Consider the following 23,615-nt stretch of genomic DNA (forward strand, 5'->3'; position numbering starts at 1 on the left):
CGTGTACCATAGCCCCTTGGCTGGCAAAACCATAGTTCTTGGCGTATCCGGCGGCATTGCGGCTTACAAAAGCGTAGAACTGGTCCGTATTTTAACCACCGCTGGCGCTCTTGTGCGCGTAGTCATGACGCAAAGCGCCCAGCAATTCGTGGGTCCTGCCACCTTTCAGGCCCTGACTGAACAGCCTGTTTATACGGACATGTGGCAGCAAGACGAGGACAACTCCATCCGCCATGTGGCCTGGGCGCAGGAGGCGGACGCCTTGATCATCGCACCCGCCACGGCCAATATTATTGGAAAAATGGCCCACGGTATTGCGGACGATCCTTTGTCCACCCTGGTGTTGGCGGCTGTTTGCCCCAAGCTGGTTTGTCCGGCCATGAACACCAAAATGTTCGAGAACTCCCTTGTCCAGGAGAACCTGGCCAGGTTATCGTTGCACGGATTTTCCGTGATGGCGCCCGGCGCAGGCTTCCTTGCCTGCGGAGACACAGGGCCTGGCAGACTGCCCGATCCTGACAAAATTTCCGACAGGCTAATGAAGCTGTTGACCAAGCAGGACCTGGAAGGCAAATGCGTGCTGGTTTCCGCCGGGCCCACCAGGGAGCCGATCGACCCAGTCCGGTATATCAGCAACCCATCTACGGGTAAAATGGGCTATGCCATAGCCAGGGCGGCGGAGCATCGCGGCGCCAAGGTAATCCTTGTTACAGGCCCCGTAAGCATCAGTCCTCCCGAGAATGTGGAAACCCATAAAGTCATGACTGCGCTGGAAATGGCCGAGGTGGTCCTGGCCCAGGCGGAACGTGCGGACATCGTCATCAAGACCGCCGCGGTCGGGGATTATCGTTGCGAAAGGGAAGCCGAACAGAAAATTAAAAAGACCGGCGATTGCATGACCTTGGATCTTGTTCCCAACCCGGATATTTTAATGGAGTTGGGCAAGAGAAAAGGAAAAAAGGTTTTAATCGGCTTTGCTGCGGAGACCGAAAAACTGACCGACCATGCCCAGGAGAAGCTCCGAAAAAAGAATCTGGACATGATCGCTGCAAACCTGATCGGCCCCAGCGACTCCGGATTTGGCGCAGACACCAATAAAATTACGTGCTTTTCGTGCGGAGGCGCAACTGACGCCCTGGGGCTTATGAGCAAGGAGGCTGCGGCTCACGCAATCCTGGACAAGGCGGCGGGTTTTCTGCCTGAATGCGGGGTTTCCTGATGGCTGCACAGGTTTCCGTTGCTGAAATCGCCCAATCCATAGCCAAGCATTTGCGTTTATTATCCGGCCAGGGAATCGCCGGGTTTGATTGCAGCCAGGAAACCCGGACTCTTCTAAAGCAAGGATTTCACCAGAAAGGATCAGGCCCTAAGGCGATCGGCGTTGGTTTGGAGGCGGAAGCGCTTAGCTGTACGGATTGCCCTTTGCATAAGGAACGCATAAACGGCGTGTTTGCGCAAGGCGACCCGGGGGCTGCTCTCATGCTGGCTGGCATTGCGCCGGGAATGGAAGAGAGCAAGGCGGGCCTGCCGTTTCAGGGCGAAGTCGGGGGGTTGCTGGACAATATCCTCAAAGCCATGGGAATGACCCGGGACGATGTGTACCTATGTAATCTGGTGAAATGTCCCGTGCCAGACGGAGAATTGCCTGACCCCATGTGTTTGCGAGCGTGTTCCCGATTTTTCAGAAAACAGGTGGAGGCAGTCAGGCCCCAGGTTATTTGCGCTTTCGGCCAGATAACGGCGGAGGCGATTTTAAAGCAGGACCTGCCCTACTCCAGAGTCCGCGGGCAACTTCAACCGTACCTGGGGATGCGGGTTATGCCCACCTTTCATCCCCGGGAGTTATTGACAGCTCCGCAAAAAAAACGCGCAGTATGGCAGGATATGCAAGCCATAATGCGCGCTATAGGAAAGCCTTTGTCTTAGGCGCTGCTAATCGTCGATTTTTTTCTGAAGCATGCGGTTGTATACATCGACTTTTTTGATGTAATCCTGCCGTTGCTTTTCGTACTGTTGGATTTTCTTATTCAAGGCGGCCATTTTAAGATTAATGGCGTCCCGCTCCTCCTGAGTCTTTGCTTCCACTCTTAGACGCCCCAGCGCGTCCTGCTCGGCTTTCAGGTCTTTTCCCATTTCCGTCAAGGCGTCCTCTTCGGCTTTTAGATCCGCATACGCCCTATCCGTATCGGAGGAAACCCTGGAGGGAAAAGTATGGCGTTTTGCCCGGCGTTTTGCCGCTCTGGCGGCCTTTTCGGCCTTTAACTTCGCTTTTTCCGAGTCGGACAAATTATCCGTGACGCCTTCATAGGTCTTGGGCCTTTGGTCGGCGGGGACTTCCATTATGTTGTCCGTGTAGACCCAGGCGCCGCTTGCATCCTTGTACCGGTAGAACTCCGCCCAGCAGGCGCAAGGCGCCAGAGAAAAAATAACGCCTGCAATGATAAGAGCTTTTATCAGTTTCATTCAGGGCTCCTTTTGGAATTCAATATCAATGCGTATAAAATAATATGGCCCTAATAGTATAGGGCCATATACTTATAGGCAAGATTTTTTATGGTGGGTCTTATTGTTCTTTTAACAGCCACAAAGAAGTCAGGATATTTTTGGAGTTGAGAACGAACCCCACTTTGGCGCCGGGTTTGAAAAACGAGGAGGCGATGGGCTGGCCCGTGGCTTCGGACCTGAAATCCACGTTGGTTCCCACCAGGGTCATATCGTCCACCACAAAGCCGTTCTCCACAATTTTATCTATCACACCCGTTCCGTTGAACCAGGGGATGCCTCTGCTTTCTTTCAGGCCTTGCTCCACAGCGGTTTGACTGTACACCTTGGGTACGTCCAGAATGGCGTTGGCGCCTTCGCCGGTGGTTGCGTCGGCGAGAACGGGAGCAGGCAGGATTCCCACTGCCAAAAGTATAAGAGCGACGGCAGTAGTCATCCTCAACATGGTTTTCAGATTTGTTGCTTTCATAATGTTCTCCATGGGCCTTGCCCAAGGGGCGGGGCATGGCCCCGCCCTTTTTTTATAGACCAGATTTGACCTGTTATTCCACTTCCATCCAGAATAGTATGCCCGTATCCGAGCCAATGACCAAGCGCTGGTAGATATCCTTATCCTGGGAGTTGGCCATTTCGCTCCTCACGCTCTGATCTGAATCGCTAAATTCCGTGTCGCCGAAACCGTCGCCCACGTCATCGGCTTCATCATCCCCGGTTGAGCCGTCATCACCGGAAGTGTCGTCGCCGACATTGGCGCCGTCCTCATCGTAATCCGGTATGGAGACGTAAACCGGAGGATAGATGCGGCCGTTTACTTTAACCCCGGAAGGAGCCACTTTTTCGGTGCTTCCGTCATCATTGGTAATTTCAACCGTGTCATCCATGTTGATAAGGCCGTCCCCGTTGATATCCGCACGGGGCGAGTCAAAGCCAGTGCCCGTACACGGGTCAAGCTGCATCAGCATGGATTCGCCGCCCGCGGAGCATTGGGAGTCCTTGGGAATGGTGGTGATGGCGGTCAAGGTGCCGGAACTGAGGGTTAATTCGGTAATAATCCGCTCTTTGGAAATGGGCAGGTTAAAATACCACCCGCAATTGGTGACCTCATATTCGCCGTCCGCGTTTGCAGTAACCCAGTTAATATCATTTTCGGACATAACGCGAAACTCGTTGGCCCCGTCCGAGACCCATTCGTCCTCAGTTTGTTCCACCAGTACGGCCGTGCTGTTGGAAACCGCGCCGGTGGCGTTGTTAAGATCTCCGTAGTACAGCCCGGTATCGTCGGTGAAATCCCAGACGCAGTAAAGGGTCTGGGTGTCGGAGTTGGTAAAGTCCGTGTCGCCCAGGTACTTGCCCGTGCCGAATATAACCAGGTAGCCGGGAAGCGTGCTGTCGCAATGAGCCATGGCGACCGGCGCTGTGGTAATGGGCTGCTCGGTTCCACCCGGGCCTGAGACGGAAATCATCGGTTTGGACGCTGCGCCGCTGGAGAATGCAATGCTCCAGGCGTTGGGGTCGGCGCTGGAAAGGTCGAACTTCCAGAGGTTGCCCTTCAAGTCGCCGGCGTAGGCTGCGTCGACCACGCCATTAAAGTCCCTATCCACGGGCAAGGGGGTGGAAAGGCCGTTGCAGGTTCCAGCCGTACCGGTGTCGATCTTACGAATCAGTTCGCCTGTCATGGCATCCAGGATGAAAAGAACCGCGCTCTGGTTGCTGCTAGAGTAACCGTTGCCGAAAATCACGTTCCAGCCTTGCGTGGTCCTGATTATATAACCCAGGCTAAAGCTGTAGCCTACGTCCGCCACATCCCCGGCAGGAGTGTTGGTGCGAGGGTATTCCCACAACACGGAGTCTGCCAGTTCGGATTCCGTGGCAATGGAATCGGCATTGGTTATGTCAATGCAGAAGTAGCCTTTCCCGCCCTTGCCCAGGCCCCCAACCAGCAGGTCGGTGCTACCCGCAGCGCGAACGCTTGGGGTCAGGTCCACATAGAACTGGTGGGAGTAGTTGACGTCCGACAGTGCGTACAGGTTATGGAACACGTGAAGCGGCACATAAGCCCACACTTCCGCGCCCGTGTTGGAGTTCACGGCGTGAAGCATGCCGTCGTTTCCGCCTACGAACAAGGTGTCGTTAAAGAACCTGGGCGCCGAGTGCACAAGGTCTCCCATTTTATGATTCCTGTCCCTGAAAGAGCCTCCGTTATGCGCCTCGTAGGTATCGTCGCCCCTGACAAAATTCAATGTGTTCTCGTCTATAATGAGGGTTTGCATATAGGCGGAAATGTCGGTCCAGCGGAAAGGCACGCTTGAGGTTCCTGTATAGGTCGCGATTATCCTGTCCGTGTTCCAGTCTGCATCATCCAGCCAATCCTGGGTGGACCACACGGCGACGTCCATATTGATGGCGGCGGTATTCACATCCAGGGTGTAGGCCTGCAGGTCGCCGGTCCAACCGTCCACGGAGTAACTGGACTGGAAGGTCAGGGTGTCCGCACTCAGTTCCTCGCCGTTAACGGAGACAGATGCGCCCGACCCTATGCGGGAGACCACGTCCTGGAGGAGGGCCTGGAGGGAGTCCACCAGTTCCGTGGGGTTGGCCGCGGAAAGGAACTCGCCCCTGCCGTTGATCGCCGCATGCCACATATCGTCGATCTTTGCTTTGTCAGCCGAGGTCGGATCGGGCCACGTGGGGTAAACCCTGGCGCTTGGGTTGCTGTTATACAGGTCGAAGTCATCCGGGTTCAGAGTTCCGGTGACTCCAAAGGAAATGGAGTAGGTGACCATGTGCTGATAAGTCGCCTTATCGGTGAAGCTGGTGGGAACCTGGTCGCTTCTGTTGGATGACAGGTCATTCTTGTAATACTTCATGGCCACGTCCGCCAGAGTATCGCTGTAGGAGTCCGCGAAAGGCGATCCTTCGCCCCCGTCCTGGTTGCCGACGCTCGGGCTGCTCCCGTTCCAGTAGCCGTCAGTCATAACAATGGCAAAGGCCTGCTGGCAATCGCCTCCTTCCGCGGATTGGGCGTAGGGAGTACCCGATCCGAGAGTGCTGGCTGATTCGTCTTCATGATAATAGGCGCCGACGTTTTTCAACCCAAGGCGCAATGGGGTGCCGCCGCTGCTTTGGGAATCGTACAGCATAGTCAGGACTGTGCTGGAATTGTCCGTATAGGTGGTGACTCCGTCGGCGTCCGTGGTTGCGACATTAACCGACGTCACGCCCATGCGATGGGAGGAGGAGTTGATTGTATACAGGCCAATTTGCACGCCTTGCATACCGTCGATAACGTTGGACACGGCGGCTTTGGCGGCCAACTCGCGTCTGCGGTAATACGTGAACCAATTCGCAAAATTTTGGAGCTCCTCCTCGTAGGTTCTCTCCACGCCCTGCAGCGTGTAGCCTATCACGTCATCAGGCGGATTGTAGTCCCGCATGATAGAGGCTTCCGTGACGTAATTGGTGTCATTGTTTCCAAAACGATAGTATTCCTTGTCGCCGTCCAGATTAACCAGATAGTAGGCGTTTTCGGAGGGGGAATAGGTATAATAGTGCGCATTTTTTACGTCCACGGATGTTACGCCCGTGGACGGCACCCACTTAACCGCGTCGGCGCAAATCCTGTTGGTGGTGCTGGTGGTCACCGAGTAGGCCAAGGTGACGTTTTCGGAGGAGTCCCCCGAAAAGGTGAACTCGGCGGTTCCGTCCACGGCGACCAGTGGCTGCCAACTGCCGCCGTTAGCCGACTGGTCGTAACTCGGCGTGACGGTGGCCCCGCCTGCATGGTTGATGGTATAGACAATGTCATCGCCTCTGCCGGAGGAGGTCACCCAGTTTACGTAAACATTGTAAACCCCCGCCGGAAGGTTGGTGGGCGTCCATACGACCTCGTAGTCCCCCTTGGCGTTGGAGTACAAGTAATGGTCGTCTATGATAGCCTGAGAACTGGACGAGGTCCCAAAAGCGGCGCCATTCGATTCCGTATAGGTGAAGTCCGGTGATCCGTCCAAATCGTCCACCAGGTACTCCAGGTTCACGGTGACATAGGTGTCGCCCAAGGCAAGAGTCGGCGTGGCTTTCGTGGGATCGGACTGGGGCGCATTAATATTTGCATTATTATAATTGGGCCACGGATCATAGGTTGACATGGGGTCGTAATACATGTGGTTGTAGCCCGCATATTTGGCCTTCCACAGCGTTTCGTCGCTCAGATACTTTGTGCCGTATCCATTATCGGACATATACCAGTTGTAGTATCTGCTGCTAAACAAGCCGTCGCTTTCATCGGTCATGAAGCACCAGTCCATACTGCCGGAGTCGTCCAGAACGAACATGATCATGGCCGGGGCGGCCTGCAACTGGGTTTCCATGGGAACGTCCGCCAAGGACAAGCAAAGGGTCCCTGGCAGCGTGGTGGTTGTGGTGGTTGTGGTCGCTGCTGTGGTTGTCGTCGTGGTTGTGGACGCTTCCGTTGTCAACGTGGTGGTTGAGGTGGTCACAATAGAGGCGTAATAACCCGTTTGAGAGTTTCCCGTACTGCCCGCAGCGAGAAAGACCGAAGTCGTGGGATTGGGCGAGGGCTCCAGGTAACCGTCGATATCGCTCCAGTAGACATTGTAGGTGTTATCCGCAAGCACCATGGCTGTCTCGTTATGGGACAGCCAGTCGGTTTCCCACTGACCGGTGTCCGTATTGAACAACCTCCACTTGGCGTTCGCCCTGGCCCCTACAGGCTCTATCAAGCCGGTGAAGGGCACCTTTTCCGCGGCTTCGGTCACGCAGAAGTTATCGAACTCAACGTATTTAGTCGACCCGCTGTTATATGCCGTCAGGTAGATGCCGATATCCATCGAGTCGTTGGCGGTGTTGATGGTCATGTCGCGCATGAAAATCCAGTTGGTTCCGTCCGTGGAATAGTATGAGGAGAAGACGTCGCCGGTGCGCACCACTTTCACCCAACTGGGATATGTCGTCGAACCTTTGGTGTAGCTGTTATTAAGAATGCCGTTATTGGTGGAATCATAATAAGCGAAAAATCCGTAGGAGTCGGTCAAGCCCACACAGCTGTATCCCTTGGAGTCGTAGGAGTCCGAGATGTCGTTACGGAACATGAGGCCGCACTTGGAGTAGCCGGAGGTGGAGTTCTTGTTGACGATTTCCACCACGGCTTCAAAGTCGCCCTCGACTTCCGTCAGATACAGGGCCGCGTACTCATCCACGGAAGAGAACTGATTAGACCCCCGGCCGGACATATAAATCTTGCCGTTAGTCTCCTGAACAGTCGCCGCCACCCCGGAGTTGGTGTTGTCCACAAAGCGCCAGTGAGGATCCAGGGAGCCGTCGTTAAAATCATCGCAAATGGATCCTGTGGGGGCCTGGTAGGAATGAGTTCCAAAGTCATATACATCCGGTCCGGGGGTGATGTTGCGAGTGACTTCCGTAGGGGTTATCCAGTCCGTGAGGCTTGAAAACTTGATGGTATAGCTGCAGGTAGCCGTAATATCGTTAAATACATATTCCTCTCCGGAATCCAGCCAGCCGGAATCCGTGATGGGGCAGGAGCCGCCCGCCTCCCGCACCACTTTCCATTGGGCGCCGGCGTCTATGGCCGTGGCAGGATCCAGAGTCGCCGTGACCCTGACCGCGTCTGCATCGTACACCGCGCTCAAGTCATAGGTATTGAGGCTGGAAGGGACGTCCTCCAGCAGGAAAACCCCTCCGCTCTCATTCACGGTGATTGTGTCCGTTCCGTTATTGAATGTGATCTGAGTGGGGGCGGCGTAGTAGCTGCCGTCCACCAGAGAAACTTCATAATCGCAGGTGCACGGCGTATCGGCCGGGCAGTCAAAGGTATATTCGCCGGCGGAGATGTCGCCGGAATCGCCATAGGTGCAGTTTGTTCCGGAAAGTTTTTTAATGCGCCATTGGGCGCCGCCGTTGGCCGCCTGCCATGGAGAAATGTCCATGTCAAAGGTGGTTCGATCCGGGATTTCCACATACCTTCCATAAACGGTGTATGAGTTGTTCCTGCGCCACGTCCCCTGTTCGGGATCCGGGGCTTCATAGCCGTCAATATCCGGAAAGTGGACAAGATAGTTGCACGCGGTGGCCCTGTTGTACGTGACGGTCGTCCCGGGAGAGTATTCCCGCGTCATTTCATGGACGCAGTCCGAGTCAGCGACCGTTTCAATGAAAAACTTGCCTTCCCATATGTAGTTGTCATCCTGATCGACAAAGTAAACCGTCACCCAGAAGTCGTTGCTTCCGCCCGACATCCAGGAGTAGGCGTTTGAGGGGGTAAAAACGGCTCCAAGCGCCAATACAGCCAGGAGAACCAGGCAGGAGACCCGACCCCAAGTCAGGCGGGATAGCGGTAGGTTCTTACTTTTTCCTGTTTTATTCATGTCTTCAACCTCTGGTTTTCCTGGTGTTATCTAAAGTCACTGGTTGTGACCTATTTAGTTTGTCTGCCTATCAACGTCTGACTGAACCAACTCCAACTGATAGCCCATTTGGACGATCACTTCTCCGCTGTCATTATTGGAGCGCCCGAAAATCGTGTACCTATGCCACTCGGTAAAATCGTCTCCAGTGTCGTCAATATTGCCGTCCGATTTCCCATCGTAGCGAACCTTGAATTTAACAACCTCGCCCATGAGCGCTATTTCGGCGATTCCCGTGGTCCACGTCAGGGGGTCCTTAATCCGATCCGGGAAAGGGCTTCCCTTATACATCCAGGCAGGCATCTCATCGTCGGTGAATCCGGTATCCCCTAAAGCATCATCATCCGGTCGCGGGGCGTATTTCGCGGACTTTACCTGAAGGGCCCCGAGTCTGGCCGCGGCTTCGGCCAAAGCAAAGTTACGGTTGTATACGTCCTGATTTTTAGCGACGGCGATGTCCGTGCTGGAGGAGGTCATGGCCGTGACGCCCAGCAGAGAAAGAACGACCATGACCAGCAAAGCCAAAATCAGGATGGACCCATTTTCACTGCTGACGGCTTTTTTTAACATTCTGCTATTCATCCTGATCTCTTTTCCGCGCTGCTTCGCGTAGTTTCAAGGGTCATGGTTCTGGTCGTTCCCCTGTTGTCATAGACAACGGAAACCTTCACATTAGTGAGGTCGGCGGTGAAGTGCTCAACGTCTATGTTTATCGTCATTTCACGGCCGTTCTGGGTAAGCACCGTCCGGGAGGGAGGCAGGGTGTCCAAACTATCGAATTCAGCCCCAACAACGATTTCCAGGGTGGATCTGGCCAGGGCCATAGCCTCGCCCTGTATGCTGATAAAGGTATTGGTGGATATGGAGTTCGCCTGCATGGAACCCGCCGCCAGAACGCCGACGCTGAGGATGCACATGGCGATGAGCACCTCTATGAGATAGGCTCCCTGTTGATCCTTCAAACGGTCCCGGATTTTGCATATCCAATTATTTTTTGTCACGACTGTCACCTGTTCCATAGAAATGGTAAATTTTACAATGGATCAAAAATGAGATTACGCATGCAAACTATTGCGCTTCCTCGCAGAGTAATGAACTCTCCCGTGAGGCGGTCCTCCACGGGGGAACGGGCTTCTATTTCCACTCTCACAAAATTAGCTCCGTCTATTATGGGGAGTCCCGGGCCCAGTCCGTACAAGCCCTTTAATGTATAGCGAGTGGTGGTAGTCATTGTGGCCGGCACGCCTACACGGACAAGGTAGTCAAAATTGAGACTGGTCACATTTTCCAGGACGGTCTCCACGTGCCTTGCATTATCCTCATACTTAGCTTCACGCACAAGCATGTCATCCACCAGGTAATAGAGCACATCCTCCCCGACATCGTCGGCTTTGGTATCGCCGAGAAAGGGTTTACTGCTTTTCGAGGTTGCGCCTAAGATTGTCTTAACGCCCCCTTTGTCAGGCAGAAAATCGCTGGTGACTCGGATGCTTTGGTCATCGGCGACACAAATGCCAAAGTAACTGTTGTCCAAGGGTTTGGGATCGCAGCCGGCCAATCGAAGGTCTTTGGTGATCATATTGATGGCCGCCCGGATGTCCTGCTTCAGCACCAGCCGGTTCTGATTTCTCTGGTAACTGGCCACCGTGGTGGACATCATGCTTGAAATCGATGCGGCCACTATTCCTGAGATCATCAAATAAATGAGTAATTCCAGCAGTGTGACGCCGGCCTTTGAGCGCAATATGCTTGCCTGTTTTCGCATGCTTACTCAATCCTTACTTTTCCGGTCAGGGACACGGTGATAGTCCTGGAGCCCGCGCCGGGGTGCTTCAGGATAAGATTATAGGACTGGGGAGTGGTGCCGTTGGGATGAAAGATGACATTGGGGAGGGTGTCTATGGTCACCCCCTCAAAATCCGCCATTTTGCGGACCACGCCTACATAAACCCCTCCGTTAGGCAGGGCCGTGGCGTCGAACATCTGAATTTTCCATTCCGTCTTGGCCACATTGCAACCCACGCCTACGTCGCGATTATAGGTGGCGGCGTCGGCCTTTGCCTTCAGGAGATCCGCCCTCAGGGTATTGGCGGCTACGTTCAACCTTTGGGTAGGCAGGACTGATGACAATCCGGTGATGGCGATGCCCCCCAGAATGGCGCTGATCAGCACGACGACCAACAATTCCAGCAGGGTGAAGCCTTGCTGGGAGGACAGGTTCGCCGGGGATGGTTTTGCAAGGAGGAGCATGGTTACTTAGCCTCTCAGGTTTTTTTTGCGGCTATTTACAGGCAATAGGAAACATAGGCGAATGCACAGCATTCGCCAGTTGTGGCAGATATAGCAAAGTATGTAGAAGTATTCAATGAGTCGTTTCACATCATTTATGTGAAATACATCACACTTTTTCCGTGAAAAAATAAATATCCTGTTCAAATCCCATTAAAAAACCCAATAAATCTCCCCGCAAAAATTTCTTTGACGAGTTTTTTACCTGACTACCAACTTGTTTCTAATGTGCGGATTTTTGAAGCGGCCCGGGCGCAGACATTGGATTCCGGCGCCAAGTCACAGACTTTTTCCCAAGCCCCCTTGGCTTTGGTGCGCAAACCGGTGCGGAGATAGGCCTCTCCCAGGTCGTAATAGGCTTCAGCGAATTGAGGAGCTGCGACCAGGGCCTTTTCCAGAGAGATCACGGCCTTTTGGGGGTTTCCCGTCTCCATGTAAACTTGCCCCAGGCCGCGCCACCCAATGGCGTAGTTGGGAGATTGGTCCACGGACATGAGGTAATATTCCAGGGCTGCGTCCATATCGCCCTTGTTGAAATAGGCCCAGCCGAGATTGGCGGCGGGCTTCCACGGGGTGGGGTAGGTGAGATTGGCAAGGAGATCCTTAAAGACCTCAATGGCCTTGTCCCATTCCGCCAATTCCAAATAAGCGCAGCCCAGGTTGTTTTGCGCGTTTAAATATGCAGGATTCAAATCCACGGCGCGTTGGAAATGCTCAACCGCTTCCCGGGGCCTGCCCAGGGTAAGGAGCACCAGGCCGAGATAGTCCTGGACTTCCACATCCTGGGGGTCCAACGCCTCGGCTTTCAGGAACTCGCGCAAGGCGGCCCTGGCCCTGTTTTCGTTCATGAGGACGACGCCCAGTTCCTGCGTGGCCTCCACCTGTTTCCTCACGTTCGGATCCTTTTTCGGACCGCATCCCGGGACGGAAACAAGAATCAGAATGCACAAGACGGCAAGGCCCCCTTGGAGTCTTTTGGCTTTCAGCGCGTTAAGGCATTCACTCATGAACCTCATAAATGCTTCCTCCGAATTATTGTTTAACCAAGATTACGTTTACGCCCTTGTCCACAAGAAACGACACGATCATATCATGCAAAGGCTCGTCTGTCACGAGCACGGGCCGATACTCGCCCTGGGCGATCAGCAGGCCCGGCACTCTGAGAATGGGGGCGATGTCCCTGGTCCTGTCGGCGCCCAGGTATTCCGGGTCCCACATAAAATCCAGGTGAAGCTCCCTGGCCATGTTTCGGCACCCGTTAAGCGCATCATCCATTTTTGTGATGCGATAAATTTCAAAGCCCATCTTCTTGATGGTTTCGTGGGCCTCGCCCCCCATGGTTCCGAAATCAATGAGCACTTCCCGGCCGTCTTTGGTTTTCAATCGATTGACGACCGTTTCCACTTCAAATCCGGCGTAGGGGAAGGAAAAGGGCGAATTTTCCTTATAATCCGCGCCAAGAGCTTTCATCAATGCGGCGATTGTCATGCGGGGCGACGGATGATCCAAAAGCAATTGCATGGCCGGGTCCGCATCTTTTTCAATTTTAGGCGAACCCTCTGCAGTTTTTGGAGCATCCTCGGGAAGGATGTCGGATATTTTGATCGCGTTATCGGCGAGATAGCGGACAATGTCGGGATGGCAGACTTCCTTGGGGTTCTCCAACCAGGTGACGGCGACGTATTGATACCTTCCCTGTCCGGGCAGCACCAGGTGGCTGTTCACCGTCACTTCCACGTTGCCGTCAAAAAAGGACAAATCCACCTTGTCCGGGCTCAGGCCGGCCTTTGCCATGACGTCGCCCAAAATGCTGCCGGGCGTGGCCTGAGGAGGAAGTTCAAATACGTCCACACGCCCCCACATGTCGGTCACCGCCTTCTGCTCTTCCCTGGTGAGGCTGGTCTGCTCCCCCAGCATCATGAAGCGCCCGTCCGGCAGCCGGATGACGGGGTGTTTGTCAAGGTCCAGCTTCAGGTCCTCTTTTCCAAGGCGGGGAAAATAATAATAGCCCTGATCCATGACCGCGCCGCCCAAGGCGTTGATGGTTCCCTTAAGCGGCTCAAGGACGTCTTCCGGCGACGTCTTTGCATCTGCAGGGGCCGCAGGCGCAACCGGGGCGGGCCTGAGGGCCTGCGTGGGCGCTAAAGAGTCCTCTTCCAGGGCTTGGCCGTCTTTAAATGCGACGGGCGATTTAAATCCTTCCCCGGTCAAAGGCTGCACGCGCGGCGTGGGGTCGAATTTGGGCGTGCTTCGCGGCTTCTTTTTCGGAGCTGCCTGAGGCTTGGCCGGCGTCTTGGAGGGGCCGGCGTCTACGGGCTTGGGAACAGGCCTGGCCGCTGTTGCAGCTGCGGGCCTGGCTGCGGCCTGGGCGCCGGGCCTGGGCGCGGCGACGGGAACGGTCTTGGGCAGGGTGATCTGCTGCCCGGCGTATATGCGGTTGACGTTCTCAATATTGGGGTTGAGCTCTTTGAACCGCTCAATGGCGGCGAGATAGGAGGGCGCGCCCACGCCGCCGAAGCGGGGGCTCATGATGCCTGACAAGGTGTCTCCCCGTTTGACCGTGTATTTTTCGTAGTGCTCGATTAAATCCTCGGGCTTGACCGTAGGCGTGTCTTCCGGAACCTGGGAGGTGACCAAGGGCAGGGTGACGGAGCCCATATCCTGTTCCGGCAGGGATCCGGGGGGCAGCTTTTTCAGGGGGATCAAAAGAAACTGGCCGGGGAATATTTTGTTGACGTCCGTGATGTGCGGATTAATCGCTTTGAATATGCTGAGAAACTCGGGGAAGTCTTCGGCTGAAATCTGGCCCCGCAGGCGAAGCAGCTCAATAATGTGGTCGCCTTTCTGCACTACATAGGCGTCGCACAATATGTCCTCGCCGAAAGCTTTGTGGATTTCATAATCCTTATACAGGACTGCGGATCGCCCCACCCCGGAAAGCGCAAAAACCGCCATGGCCAGGGCCAGCAGCAAAAAGCCGCGGCCCCGTCCGGCCATGGAGCGGTTAATATTTTTATTCCCTGGGCGACAGATTGAGCTTTTCCGCAATATCCTGGGAGGTTCTTTCAACAAACCGCTCAAACTCTTCTCTTTCAAGGGGTTTTCCCGGCGCCGGAACCTTTTCCAGGTCCGCCGGACGGACCAGAACAGGCCGGTTTTGAAGCTCGGGTTTGGGCGTTACGCCGAATTCCGGCGGAAAGGCGTCATCAAAGTACATTTCCTGAAAGCCGGAGAACTTCAAGGCGTGGGCCGTGGAATCCAGCACCGCGGTTTCCGAGGAGTCCATCACGCCTTGCTTCAGGGCGGCGGTCATGCCTGCGAGGCACTCCCCTCCCTGGGTGCACGCCACATGGCCGAAGCGGTTGGCTGTAAGCTGCCAATCCATGATTTCCTGTTCGGTCACCTGGACCACGAACACGTTCTTTTTCCCGGATTGCTCGTTATAATCCCGCACCAGGGAAATGACCCTGGGCATGGAAACCGGGTTGCCGATCATGGCGGCCTGGGCCACGCTGGGTTCAACGGTCACAGGAACGAATTTGCGTTTGTCCTCGTCGGGCTCCAGGTAATATTTGTAAACAGGGTCGGCGTGGTGGGACTGAACGCCCACCACCTTGGGCAGAGCGTCAATTATGCCGCACCGGTAAAACTTCAGGAAGCCGGACATGATGGCCGTGATGTTGCCGGCGTTTCCGATGGGCACGAATATGACCTTGTTGGACATATCGTAGTCGAAATCCTGGGCCAGTTCATAGGAATAGGATTCCTGCCCCAGAATGCGCCAGGCGTTTTTGGAGTTCAATAAGGCCACGTTATAATTTTCCGCCAGGGCTTCCACCACTTTCATGCAGTCGTCGAACACGCCTGGAATCTCGAACACCTGGGCGCCCGCGCCAAGGGGCTGGCCCAATTGCTGGGGCGTGACCTTGCCGTGAGGCAAAAGCACGGCGGACTTTATGTCCGGCTGCAGGTAGCTGGCGTAAAGGGCCGCCGAGGCGGATGTGTCTCCGGTGGAGGCGCACACGGCCAGGACGTCTTTCACCAACCCGGACTTGATCAGATAATTAATATAAGACAGGGCGCTGGCCATGCCCCGGTCTTTAAAAGAGGCGCTGGGATTTTGCCCGTCGTTTTTATAGAAAAAGCGGCCCCCGGCCTTCTCCTGAAGCTGTTTGCCCGCCTCCACCAGGGGGGTGTGCCCCTCGCCCAGGTAGACCACGCAATCCAGCGGCACGATGGGTCCGATGAATTCATGATAGCGATAAATGCCGGAAACGGCGGGTTCGTTGGACATCTTGCGATAGTCCAGAATTTTGCGCCATTCCTCGGGAGTGCGCTGTTTCAGGCGGTCGAACTCCATGTCATGGAGCAAGAGCACCTGGCCGCAGCTGGGGCAGGTGTACAACAGCTTCTCAATGCCGAATTCCTCGTTGCAGGACAGGCACCTGTAAATAATTTTCCCGCCCGGCTTGGGCAGGATGCTTCCCCTGATCTCTTGGGGAAAATCCTGGAGCTTCATTTTTCTATAACCTCCCTGCCGCCCATGAACGGGCGCAGGACTTCGGGGATGATAACGGATCCGTCCGCCTGCTGGTAGTTCTCAAGGATAGCGGCCAGGGACCTGCCCACAGCCAGCCCGGAGCCATTGAGGGTATGGACGTGGGACGTCCCTTTTTTACCCTTGCTTTTAAACCGAATATTGGCCCTGCGGGCCTGAAAATCCTCGCAGTTGCTGCACGAGGAGATTTCGCGATACACGCCCTGCTGGGGCATCCATACTTCCAGGTCGTAAGTTTTGGCCGCGCCGAAGCCGATGTCTCCGGTGCACAGGTTCAAAACCCGATAGGGCAGGCCCAGCTCCTGGAGAATGGTCTCGGCGTTTTGCAGCATGCCTTCCAGTTCGTCGTAGGAATTATCGGGATGGGAGAACTTGACCATCTCCACCTTGTTGAACTGGTGCTGGCGAATCAGCCCCCGGGTGTCCTTGCCGGCGGACCCGGCCTCGGACCGGAAGCACGGGGTGAACGCCGTGTAATACAGGGGAAGAGCCTCTTCCTCCAGGATTTCCTCCGCATGAATGTTGGTTACGGGCACTTCGGCCGTGGGAATGAGAAAATACTCCCAGCCTTCCAGCTTAAACAGGTCCTCTTCAAACTTGGGAAGCTGGCCCGTGCCGGTCATGGTCTTTCTGTTGACGATAAAGGGAGGCAGCACCTCCTTGTATCCATGCCGGGTGGTGTGGGTCGTGAGCATAAAATTGATGAGCGCCCGCTCCATCAACGCCCCGTCTCCGAAATACAAAGGGAAGCGGGAGCCGGTGATGCGCGCGGCCCTCTCAAAATCCAGGATGCCCAGGCCCTCGCCGATGTCCCAGTGGGCTTGAGGTTCAAAATCAAAGCTCCTGGGTTCGCCGCGCCTCTTAACTTCCACGTTGTCGTTTTCGTCCTTGCCCACGGGAACGGATTCATGCGGAATATTGGGTATCCGCATTAGAAGTTCGTTAAGAGCTTCTTCCTTTTCCTTAAGCCCGGACTCCAGATCCTTGATTTTGCCGGAGACTTCCTTCATGTCCGCCATGAGATCCGCGGCGTCTTTTCCCTCCCGCTTCATGACGGCGATGGTTCCGGAAACCTCGTTGCGTTTGCGGCGCAGTTCTTCCACCTCGGCGAGAACAGTCCTGCGTCCCGCCTCCAAATCTTCGAATCCCGCCAGCAGGGTTTCCTGGTTCCGATTGGCCAAAGCGGTTTTCACCGCATCTAAATTTGCTCTCACATACTTGAGATCAAGCATTTTTGTCTTACCTTATGGGTTGTATCAGCCGGCCCCTTGGGGCGAGCTCATATAGTAAAAGGTCGGATTGCATTACCCCACGCGGGGTTTCCAATAATTTTGAAGTACCATGCGCATCTGAGTTTAGTCAATGATTATTGCAAGTTGACTTTATTAACCGCATATGTTATCAATTTAGTCTTGTATTTTCATAAAAGGCTCAACGGAGACAGCCATATGGAAGATGTTAGGATCAAGAAACGTGAAGTCCGTACCCAAATCCTTAATATCCGTGAGGGTATGGATTCAGTGGAATACGAGAAAAAAAGCTCCGCTATCCAGGAAAGCCTTCTGGATTTCGCCAATTTCCAGGAATCTAAAACAATCCTGTTGTACAGCCCTTTTCGCAAGGAACCGGATTCCACCGGCGTGATCAAGGAAAGTTTTTCCATGGGCAAGGTGGTCCTTCTTCCCGTGGTCCATCCAAAACGCCAGGAATTCATTACCTTCAAAATAGATAACCTGGAAGGCGATATGCGGGACGGCTCCGGCGGAAAAAGAGAGCCGGATCCCAAAATCTGCAAGCCCGTGCCTCTTCGTTTTATCGAACTGGCCATCATCCCGGGAGTTGCTTTTGACGAACGGGGCGGTCGCGTCGGCTACGGAGAAGGCTATTACGACAAGCTGATTCCCCTGCTGCCCGCCACCACCAGAAAGGTAGCCATTGCGTTTGAAAATCAGCTGGTCAGCCAGGTACCCATGGAAGCCCACGACAAATTCGTTGACATAATAATCACGGAAGAGCGGGTCATCTATAAAATATGAGCCAAGTGGAATTCACCCTGACAGGCTGGAAAGCCGTCGCAGCCGTTATTGTGGTCGCGGTTTTGGCCGTTTTCAGCCTGTTCATGCGAAACACGACCTTGGATTCGCAGGGTAAGGAAGTCATCCGCAATTGGGTCGCCTCAGATTATGCGCGCCAGGCCCTGGCCAAATGGGAAGGGACGGATTATTCCAAAGACCCGGATCTGGCCCAGCAAAGCGCTGACGAAATTCTCGGCGCTCTGAACATCTCCATCACCTCCATCAAAGCTAAAGGCGGCAAACACGAACCCATCGTCCGTGTGGAAATCCTGGTGGACGGCAAGCCGCCCGCCGACGGCAAAGGCGTCCGCTATTATAAAATGAAGTTCTCCCCCATCACCGGCTGGACCATGGGCCGGCAGGTCTCGGCCTTTTCCTACTATGCAAAAATCTTTTAAGCCGCCCGTGCTCACGATAAAGCATAGACCATAAACGCCACCCGGAAAGGCAGGTGGGGAAATTCCTTTTCGCCGTTATCCGTAAAGCCGATTTTGGCGTACCAATCCTTCAAATCCAGTTGTTCGGCGATGATGCCGATTTCCACCCGCTTGCAACCCAACGTCTTTGCCTGCTTCAGGGCGAAGTCCGCCAAAGCGCGGCCCAGCCCCTGGTTGCGAAGGTCCGGCAGTACGGCCAGACGCTCCATGTAACAGACATCCGGCCCGGCCTGCTCCAAAGCGACGCAGCCCACAGGGCCTTTATCCGTCTCCAAAATAAAACAATGGACGCCTTGATCCAGGGCGGCGCCTATCCAATCCCGGGTGCAATTGGAGGGATGCCTGGGGCAGTTTTCCTGGGTCAGGTTGAAGCTGTCCGCCACAGTCTTGAAGGAGGCTCGGATTATGGAAACGAGGACTTCGACGTCATCTTGGTTTGCCTTGCGGATTTTCATGGGGGATCGGCTCCTGATTTTGGGGCAAAAAACGAGCAACGGTATGCGCGGGGACCGCGTAACTACAGCGAGGAGACCTCGCTACTACCGGCGCGGGGGCCGCGCGACTTCGGGGCGGGAGACCCGGCAACTGCAACGAGGGGACCTCGCGACTACGGGGCGCGGAAACCGCGTAACTGCAAGCGAGGAGACCTCGCAGCTACGGGGCGCGGGGACCGCGCAACTACAGTCGGCCCAAGTCCGCTTTGAGCAGGGCTTGGGCCAGGGCCAGATCTTCGGGGGTGGTGATTTTTATATTGTTCCGGCCGCCCTCGATGATGTGCACGGTCTTGCCAAGGCGTTCCACCAGGGAGGCGTCGTCCGTGCCTTCAAATCCTTCTGCCAGGGCTTTTTCGTGAGCCTCCATTATTAAGGGATAGGAGAAAGCCTGGGGCGTCTGGGCCAGCCACATATTGGCGCGGTCCACGGTTTTGAGAATCCGTCCTTTTTCGTCGGTCAGTTTAAGAGTGTCGAAAGCGGGAACGCCCAGCATGCAGGCGCCGCTTTCTTCCGCGCCGTAGATGCATCGGGAGACGGCTTCCGCTGTGACAAAGGGCCGAACCCCGTCGTGTATGGCCGCGATTGTGGTTTGCGGGTCGCAGGCCCGAAGGCCATTGTACACAGACTCCTGGCGAAGACGGATGCCTCCGGGCGCCAGGTCCAGGGGCGTGGCAAGGGTCAGGGGAGCAAGGACCTGCTCCCGGCACAGGTCAAAATCCTCTTGAGGGACCACCAGGATAATGCGGTCCACGTCCGGGCACTGGTCAAAGACTTCGATGGTCCGGGCCAGGATGGGCCTGCCCAGAACCTCGAGGTATTGCTTGCGGACGGACGCGCCCATGCGCAGTCCGCTTCCGCCTGCGACAATGACCGCCGAGATCATAACTCACGCTGCCTAAGATGGCGCATGACTGTGGATTCCAGTTGGGGCGCCATGTTAAAGAAAAAGTGGTCCTCGCCCTTGATTTCAATAATCTTGGCGCTGCGGTTCCACTTGCGGACCTTGTCGTGAATCAGGTAGGGCGGAGCGAACTCGTCCCGTTCCCCCACGATCACCATTTCCAGGCTGGGCAAGGACTCCACGTCGTCAAAGCTGAGCATGTCCACGGGCGGGGCGACCATGAGCAGGGGCGGAGGCTCAATCTTCCATTGGGTCCGGGCCGCCACCCAGGCGCCGAAGGAATAACCGGCCAGGTGGATGTCCTTTTTTCCCAGATCCATCAGATAAGCCACGGCGGCCAGGATGTCGTCGCGTTCTCCGTTGCCGTCGTCGTGCAGGCCCTTGCTTTTACCCACGCCGCGAAAGTTAAACCGCAGGCAGGTGTAGCCGGACTGCACGTAGGCTCTGGCCAGGGAGTCCACCACGATATTATGCATGTCTCCGCCGTACAGGGGGTGGGGATGGGTGACCACCACTGCTTTGTCGCCTTCCTGTTCATCCAGGAGGCCTTCCAGTTCCAGGTCAAAACATTTGAATTTAACGGACTGAGTTTGCGCCACTATACCTTTCCTCCGCTCCATCGCAGTTTGGTTTTCAAAACGTCAAAATACGACTGGCCTGGAACCTTGATCATGATTGTGGGGACCGGGGCTTTTTGAATGGTGATGGTGTGGTGCTCGTTGAGCTTCAAGCCCGCCTGGCCGTCGAATGTCAGGGTGACGTCCATGGCCGTGGCGTCCAGCGTCATGCAGATGGTGGACGTGTCCGTGACGATCAGGGGCCGGTTGGTCAAGGTAAAAGGGCATATGGGCGTGAGGACGATAGCCGCCACCTGGGGCTCCAGAATAGGCCCTCCCGCAGCCAGGGAGTAGGCTGTGGATCCGGTGGGGGTGGCCACGATCAGCCCGTCAGCCCGGAATGTGGTCAGATACTCTTCATCCACATAGGTGTTTACGTTGGCCAGCCTGGCCAGGGTTCCGTTGTTGATAACCACGTCATTGAGCACGGTCTGGGTGGTGATGATTTTTTCGTCTTCCCGGACGGTCGCCAGCAGGCGAGTTCTTGTCTGGGTGGTGAAATCCTTTTTCAAGACGGACTCCAGAACCGGATACAAATCCTGCTTCCTGGTTTCGGACAGGAATCCGACTGCGCCGAATTTTACACCCAGAATGGGAATTTCCTGGTTTCCGATCCACCTTGCCGCTGACAGAAATGTGCCGTCTCCACCCAGCACAATCACGCAAAACAAGTCAGCGGGAGCGTGTCCGGGGTTGCTTTGCGTCACATCCAATACAGGGGGGGAGCTTTCCCGCCTGACAACCTCAATATCGCGGTTTACCAGCCATTTCTGCAGTTGGTCCGCCATCTCAAGCGGTTCTTCATGCACTTTGGCAAATATTCCGATTTTTTTCATAAAAAGTAAGTTAACCTAAAAAATTTCTTGATACAAAATGCCTGTTGGTAGAAGATATACTATTGTAGACCGTCCAGGGGCAAGCGCTTTTTAATAATCCCCCGGCTCAGGATAGAGACAAACAATCGAACCCAAAGGCTTTTTTGCCTTGACTCTATCATTAGGGTTTGATTTGGAGAATTTATTGTTCGCTGTTTTCAATATGGATCTGCGACTGTTTTAATTTGGGGACCACTAAAAAGGAGGAACGGAAATGAAAACTGGATCGAGGAGAATGGTCAAAGGCGTTGCGTTGATCGCAATCATCTGCCTTGCCGCCTTTGGAATGTTTGGCTGCGGCCAAGGAGAAGAAAAGGTAGTTGAAAAGGAAGTTATCAAGGAAGTAGTCAAGGAAGTTCCCAAGGCATTGGAACCTCTTAAGCTGGCTGTGGCGGGCGCTCATACCGGCGATCTTGCTTCCTACGGCATCCCCTCGGTTCGGGCCGCCGAAATTCTGGTTGAGCATGTGAACGCCACCCAAGGGGGGGTAGGCGGACGCAAAGTCATCCTGGTCACCGAAGACGACGCGTGCAAGCCTGAAATGGCCACCAACGCCGCCACCAAACTGGTTGGCGACGATGTGGACCTGGTTGTGGGGCATATCTGCTCCGGCGCCACCAAAGCCGCCCTCGGCATCTACAAAGACTCCGGCATCATTGCCATTTCACCCTCCGCCACCAACCCGGACCTGACCCAAAGCGGCGATTACCCCAACTTCTTCCGCACCATTGCTTCCGACGACGCCCAGGCGCGTTTGGAAGTGGACTTCGCCCTGGACGTTTTGGGGCTGACCAAGATCGCCGTGCTGCATGACAAAGGCGACTACGGCAAGGGCCTGGCTGAATTCGCCAAGAAGTTCCTGGAAGAATCCGGCAAGGCGGAAGTGGTTCTGTACGAAGGCATCACCCCGGGCGGCATGGATTACTCCGCCGTGGTGCAGAAAATCAACCGCTCCGGCGCTCAGGCCGTCATCTTCGGCGGTTACCATCCTGAAGCGTCCAAGATCGTCATGCAGATGCGCAAAAAGGACATGGACACCATCTTCATCTCTGATGACGGCGTGAAAGACGACACCTTCATCAAGGTGGCCGGCGATTACGCAGAAGGCGTTTACGCCACCGGTCCCAAAGACACCAGCAAGAACCCTCTGGCCGTTGAAGCGGACAAGCTGCACAAAGAAAAATACGGCGAAGACTACGGCGCATTCTACCTGAACGCCTACTCCGCGGTTCTGGCTCTGTTCAACGCGGTGGACAAATCCGGAAGCACCGACTATGAAGCGGTCTCCAACGCGCTGCGCAACGAATACGTGGCCACGCCTCTTGGAATCATCAAGTTTGACGACAGGGGCGACGCCATCGGCGTTGGATTCTCCGTATACCAGGTCCAAAACGGCAAGTACGTGGAACTGGAAGGCTAACAAAAAGGCAGTTCAACAATCAGGGGGGCGCGTCCGGATTCCGGGCCGCCCCTGAATATTGTGGGCTTCCGGCGAATATGAGGCCAAAGGCAGGATATGGACTGGGGTTATTTTAAAGAACTATTAATGGGAGGGGTGGTCAAGGGCAGCATTTACGCTCTTATCGCCCTGGGATACACCATGGTGTACGGCATTATTGAGCTGATCAATTTCGCCCATGGTGAAATATATATGATAGGCGCGTTTACGGCGTTAATTGCGGCGGGCGTTTTAACTGTCGCGGGTTTTCCAGCGTGGTCGATTTTGATTCTGGCCTCGGCGGCGGCGGTGGTCTGGTCGGCCTCCTACGGCTACACGGTGGAAAAAATTGCGTACAAGCCGTTAAGAGGGGCGCCCCGCCTTTCGCCTTTGATCAGCGCATTAGGCATGTCCATTTTTCTGCAGAATTACGTTCTCCTGGCTCAGACATCCAACTTCATGCCTTTTAAAAACCTGTTTCCTGAAGAGGGCTTTCTGGAAAACATCTCCGAGGTGCTTTCGGCCACGGAAGTCATCATCGTTTTCACCAGTGCGGTGGTCATGATTTTGCTTAGCCTGTTCATCAAGTACTCGACCACGGGCAAAGCCATGCGGGCCACGGCCCAGGACAGGAACATGGCCATGCTGGTGGGCGTGAACGTGGACAAGGTGATTTCGGCCACATTTATCATAGGGTCCTCCCTGGCGGCCGTCGGCGCGGTGCTCATCGCCTCCAACATGGGGCAGATCAATTTTTACATCGGCTTTATCGTGGGGCTTAAAGCGTTCACCGCAGCGGTGCTGGGAGGCATCGGCAGCATTCCCGGCGCCATGCTGGGAGGCCTGGTTCTGGGGTGCACGGAAAGTTTCGGCACTGGCTATGTGTCTTCGGACTACGAGGACGTTTTTGCATTTACATTGCTGGTTTTAATCCTGATTTTCCGGCCCGCCGGATTGTTGGGCAAGTCTGACATACAAAAGGTTTGATC

The 23,615-nt window shown here is 55.1% G+C and carries 21 protein-coding genes; 6 read left to right on the forward strand and 15 right to left on the reverse strand.

The features are described 5' to 3' along the window. Nucleotide 1: 1 nt before the first annotated feature. Nucleotides 2-1,219 (forward strand): bifunctional phosphopantothenoylcysteine decarboxylase/phosphopantothenate--cysteine ligase CoaBC, encoded by a 1,218-nt coding sequence (gene coaBC / locus G491_RS0123640; protein ID WP_028316305.1) that lies wholly within the window; start codon nucleotides 2-4, stop codon nucleotides 1,217-1,219. Then, entirely contained in the window at nucleotides 1,219-1,926 is a 708-nt protein-coding gene (locus G491_RS32265) for a uracil-DNA glycosylase (protein ID WP_169829512.1), read from the forward strand. The genes coaBC and G491_RS32265 overlap by 1 nt, the downstream gene beginning before the upstream one ends. A 6-nt stretch (nucleotides 1,927-1,932) precedes the next feature. Here the strand turns inward: G491_RS32265 and G491_RS0123650 are convergent, their stop codons facing one another. From G491_RS0123650 to serS, 11 genes are all read right to left on the reverse strand, one after another. Beyond that, nucleotides 1,933-2,463: a DUF4124 domain-containing protein gene (locus G491_RS0123650; protein ID WP_028316306.1), complete on the reverse strand. Its 531-nt coding sequence runs from the start codon at nucleotides 2,461-2,463 to the stop codon at nucleotides 1,933-1,935. A 100-nt stretch (nucleotides 2,464-2,563) separates the two neighbouring features. Next, a complete protein-coding gene (locus G491_RS0123655; RefSeq protein ID WP_028316307.1) occupies nucleotides 2,564-2,971 on the reverse strand; it encodes a hypothetical protein in 408 nt (135 codons plus the stop codon). 73 nt (nucleotides 2,972-3,044) lie between these two features. Then, nucleotides 3,045-8,903, reverse strand: coding sequence for a PilC/PilY family type IV pilus protein (locus G491_RS0123660; RefSeq protein WP_084511668.1), 5,859 nt, complete (start codon nucleotides 8,901-8,903; stop codon nucleotides 3,045-3,047). Between the two features lie 54 nt (nucleotides 8,904-8,957). Beyond that, nucleotides 8,958-9,524 carry a PilX N-terminal domain-containing pilus assembly protein gene (locus tag G491_RS0123665; protein WP_084511669.1) on the reverse strand — a complete coding sequence of 189 codons (567 nt, stop codon included), beginning with the start codon at nucleotides 9,522-9,524 and terminating at the stop codon, nucleotides 8,958-8,960. After that, the gene (locus tag G491_RS0123670) at nucleotides 9,521-9,943 is read right to left on the reverse strand and encodes a type IV pilus modification PilV family protein (RefSeq protein ID WP_028316310.1); all 423 of its coding nucleotides are present in this window, start codon (nucleotides 9,941-9,943) and stop codon (nucleotides 9,521-9,523) included. Before G491_RS0123670 ends, G491_RS0123665 begins: the two co-directional genes overlap by 4 nt. A gap of 32 nt (nucleotides 9,944-9,975) precedes the next feature. After that, nucleotides 9,976-10,707 carry a PilW family protein gene (locus G491_RS0123675; RefSeq protein ID WP_028316311.1) on the reverse strand — a complete coding sequence of 244 codons (732 nt, stop codon included), beginning with the start codon at nucleotides 10,705-10,707 and terminating at the stop codon, nucleotides 9,976-9,978. 2 nt (nucleotides 10,708-10,709) lie between these two features. After that, entirely contained in the window at nucleotides 10,710-11,192 is a 483-nt protein-coding gene (locus G491_RS0123680; protein WP_028316312.1) for a GspH/FimT family pseudopilin, read from the reverse strand. Nucleotides 11,193-11,440: 248 nt separating this feature from the next. After that, entirely contained in the window at nucleotides 11,441-12,238 is a 798-nt protein-coding gene (locus tag G491_RS34560; RefSeq protein ID WP_169829513.1) for a tetratricopeptide repeat protein, read from the reverse strand. Nucleotides 12,239-12,263: 25 nt separating this feature from the next. Continuing rightward, complete coding sequence (locus G491_RS0123690; RefSeq protein WP_028316313.1) at nucleotides 12,264-14,228, reverse strand: LysM peptidoglycan-binding domain-containing protein; 1,965 nt, start codon at nucleotides 14,226-14,228, stop codon at nucleotides 12,264-12,266. 16 nt (nucleotides 14,229-14,244) lie between these two features. Then, complete coding sequence (gene thrC, locus G491_RS0123695) at nucleotides 14,245-15,750, reverse strand: threonine synthase (protein ID WP_028316314.1); 1,506 nt, start codon at nucleotides 15,748-15,750, stop codon at nucleotides 14,245-14,247. Then, complete coding sequence (gene serS, locus G491_RS0123700; protein WP_028316315.1) at nucleotides 15,747-17,021, reverse strand: serine--tRNA ligase; 1,275 nt, start codon at nucleotides 17,019-17,021, stop codon at nucleotides 15,747-15,749. The genes thrC and serS overlap by 4 nt, the downstream gene beginning before the upstream one ends. A gap of 216 nt (nucleotides 17,022-17,237) precedes the next feature. On the opposite strand from serS, the gene G491_RS0123705 reads away from it, so the two are divergent. After that, nucleotides 17,238-17,825: a 5-formyltetrahydrofolate cyclo-ligase gene (locus tag G491_RS0123705; protein WP_015949120.1), complete on the forward strand. Its 588-nt coding sequence runs from the start codon at nucleotides 17,238-17,240 to the stop codon at nucleotides 17,823-17,825. Next, entirely contained in the window at nucleotides 17,822-18,262 is a 441-nt protein-coding gene (locus tag G491_RS0123710; protein WP_028316316.1) for a hypothetical protein, read from the forward strand. The genes G491_RS0123705 and G491_RS0123710 overlap by 4 nt, the downstream gene beginning before the upstream one ends. An 11-nt stretch (nucleotides 18,263-18,273) precedes the next feature. On the opposite strand, the gene G491_RS0123715 is transcribed toward G491_RS0123710, so the two are convergent. The 4 genes from G491_RS0123715 to G491_RS0123730 form a co-directional block, all read right to left on the reverse strand. Beyond that, the gene (locus G491_RS0123715; protein WP_028316317.1) at nucleotides 18,274-18,756 is read right to left on the reverse strand and encodes a GNAT family N-acetyltransferase; all 483 of its coding nucleotides are present in this window, start codon (nucleotides 18,754-18,756) and stop codon (nucleotides 18,274-18,276) included. A gap of 223 nt (nucleotides 18,757-18,979) precedes the next feature. Continuing rightward, nucleotides 18,980-19,678, reverse strand: a complete 699-nt coding sequence (gene ispD, locus G491_RS0123720) for a 2-C-methyl-D-erythritol 4-phosphate cytidylyltransferase (RefSeq protein ID WP_028316318.1) — start codon at nucleotides 19,676-19,678, stop codon at nucleotides 18,980-18,982. Then, complete coding sequence (locus G491_RS0123725; protein ID WP_051327493.1) at nucleotides 19,675-20,295, reverse strand: alpha/beta hydrolase; 621 nt, start codon at nucleotides 20,293-20,295, stop codon at nucleotides 19,675-19,677. Before G491_RS0123725 ends, ispD begins: the two co-directional genes overlap by 4 nt. Then, entirely contained in the window at nucleotides 20,295-21,149 is an 855-nt protein-coding gene (locus G491_RS0123730; protein WP_028316320.1) for an NAD(+)/NADH kinase, read from the reverse strand. Before G491_RS0123730 ends, G491_RS0123725 begins: the two co-directional genes overlap by 1 nt. A gap of 253 nt (nucleotides 21,150-21,402) precedes the next feature. On the opposite strand from G491_RS0123730, the gene G491_RS0123735 reads away from it, so the two are divergent. Continuing rightward, on the forward strand, nucleotides 21,403-22,608 hold the full coding sequence (locus tag G491_RS0123735) for a branched-chain amino acid ABC transporter substrate-binding protein (protein WP_157468526.1): 1,206 nt from the start codon (nucleotides 21,403-21,405) through the stop codon (nucleotides 22,606-22,608). Nucleotides 22,609-22,704: 96 nt separating this feature from the next. After that, a complete protein-coding gene (locus G491_RS0123740; RefSeq protein ID WP_015949112.1) occupies nucleotides 22,705-23,613 on the forward strand; it encodes a branched-chain amino acid ABC transporter permease in 909 nt (302 codons plus the stop codon). The last annotated feature ends 2 nt before the right edge of the window (nucleotides 23,614-23,615 follow it).

Origin of the sequence: Desulfatibacillum aliphaticivorans DSM 15576 (assembly GCF_000429905.1) — a bacterium.
Taxonomy (GTDB): Bacteria; Desulfobacterota; Desulfobacteria; order Desulfobacterales; family Desulfatibacillaceae; genus Desulfatibacillum; species Desulfatibacillum aliphaticivorans.

What these genes read in the sequence shown, in the direction of transcription:
- G491_RS32265 (WP_169829512.1), top strand. Translation starts at nt 1,219, where the DNA reads ATGGCTGCACAGGTTTCCGTTGCTGAAATCGCCCAATCCATAGCCAAG.
- G491_RS0123650 (WP_028316306.1), bottom strand. Translation starts at nt 2,463, where the DNA reads ATGAAACTGATAAAAGCTCTTATCATTGCAGGCGTTATTTTTTCTCTG.
- G491_RS0123655 (WP_028316307.1), bottom strand. Translation starts at nt 2,971, where the DNA reads ATGAAAGCAACAAATCTGAAAACCATGTTGAGGATGACTACTGCCGTC.
- G491_RS0123660 (WP_084511668.1), bottom strand. Translation starts at nt 8,903, where the DNA reads ATGAATAAAACAGGAAAAAGTAAGAACCTACCGCTATCCCGCCTGACT.
- G491_RS0123665 (WP_084511669.1), bottom strand. Translation starts at nt 9,524, where the DNA reads ATGAATAGCAGAATGTTAAAAAAAGCCGTCAGCAGTGAAAATGGGTCC.
- G491_RS0123675 (WP_028316311.1), bottom strand. Translation starts at nt 10,707, where the DNA reads ATGCGAAAACAGGCAAGCATATTGCGCTCAAAGGCCGGCGTCACACTG.
- G491_RS0123680 (WP_028316312.1), bottom strand. Translation starts at nt 11,192, where the DNA reads ATGCTCCTCCTTGCAAAACCATCCCCGGCGAACCTGTCCTCCCAGCAA.
- G491_RS34560 (WP_169829513.1), bottom strand. Translation starts at nt 12,238, where the DNA reads ATGAGTGAATGCCTTAACGCGCTGAAAGCCAAAAGACTCCAAGGGGGC.
- G491_RS0123690 (WP_028316313.1), bottom strand. Translation starts at nt 14,228, where the DNA reads ATGGCCGGACGGGGCCGCGGCTTTTTGCTGCTGGCCCTGGCCATGGCG.
- thrC (WP_028316314.1), bottom strand. Translation starts at nt 15,750, where the DNA reads ATGAAGCTCCAGGATTTTCCCCAAGAGATCAGGGGAAGCATCCTGCCC.
- serS (WP_028316315.1), bottom strand. Translation starts at nt 17,021, where the DNA reads ATGCTTGATCTCAAGTATGTGAGAGCAAATTTAGATGCGGTGAAAACC.
- G491_RS0123705 (WP_015949120.1), top strand. Translation starts at nt 17,238, where the DNA reads ATGGAAGATGTTAGGATCAAGAAACGTGAAGTCCGTACCCAAATCCTT.
- G491_RS0123710 (WP_028316316.1), top strand. Translation starts at nt 17,822, where the DNA reads ATGAGCCAAGTGGAATTCACCCTGACAGGCTGGAAAGCCGTCGCAGCC.
- G491_RS0123715 (WP_028316317.1), bottom strand. Translation starts at nt 18,756, where the DNA reads ATGAAAATCCGCAAGGCAAACCAAGATGACGTCGAAGTCCTCGTTTCC.
- ispD (WP_028316318.1), bottom strand. Translation starts at nt 19,678, where the DNA reads ATGATCTCGGCGGTCATTGTCGCAGGCGGAAGCGGACTGCGCATGGGC.
- G491_RS0123730 (WP_028316320.1), bottom strand. Translation starts at nt 21,149, where the DNA reads ATGAAAAAAATCGGAATATTTGCCAAAGTGCATGAAGAACCGCTTGAG.
- G491_RS0123735 (WP_157468526.1), top strand. Translation starts at nt 21,403, where the DNA reads ATGAAAACTGGATCGAGGAGAATGGTCAAAGGCGTTGCGTTGATCGCA.
- G491_RS0123740 (WP_015949112.1), top strand. Translation starts at nt 22,705, where the DNA reads ATGGACTGGGGTTATTTTAAAGAACTATTAATGGGAGGGGTGGTCAAG.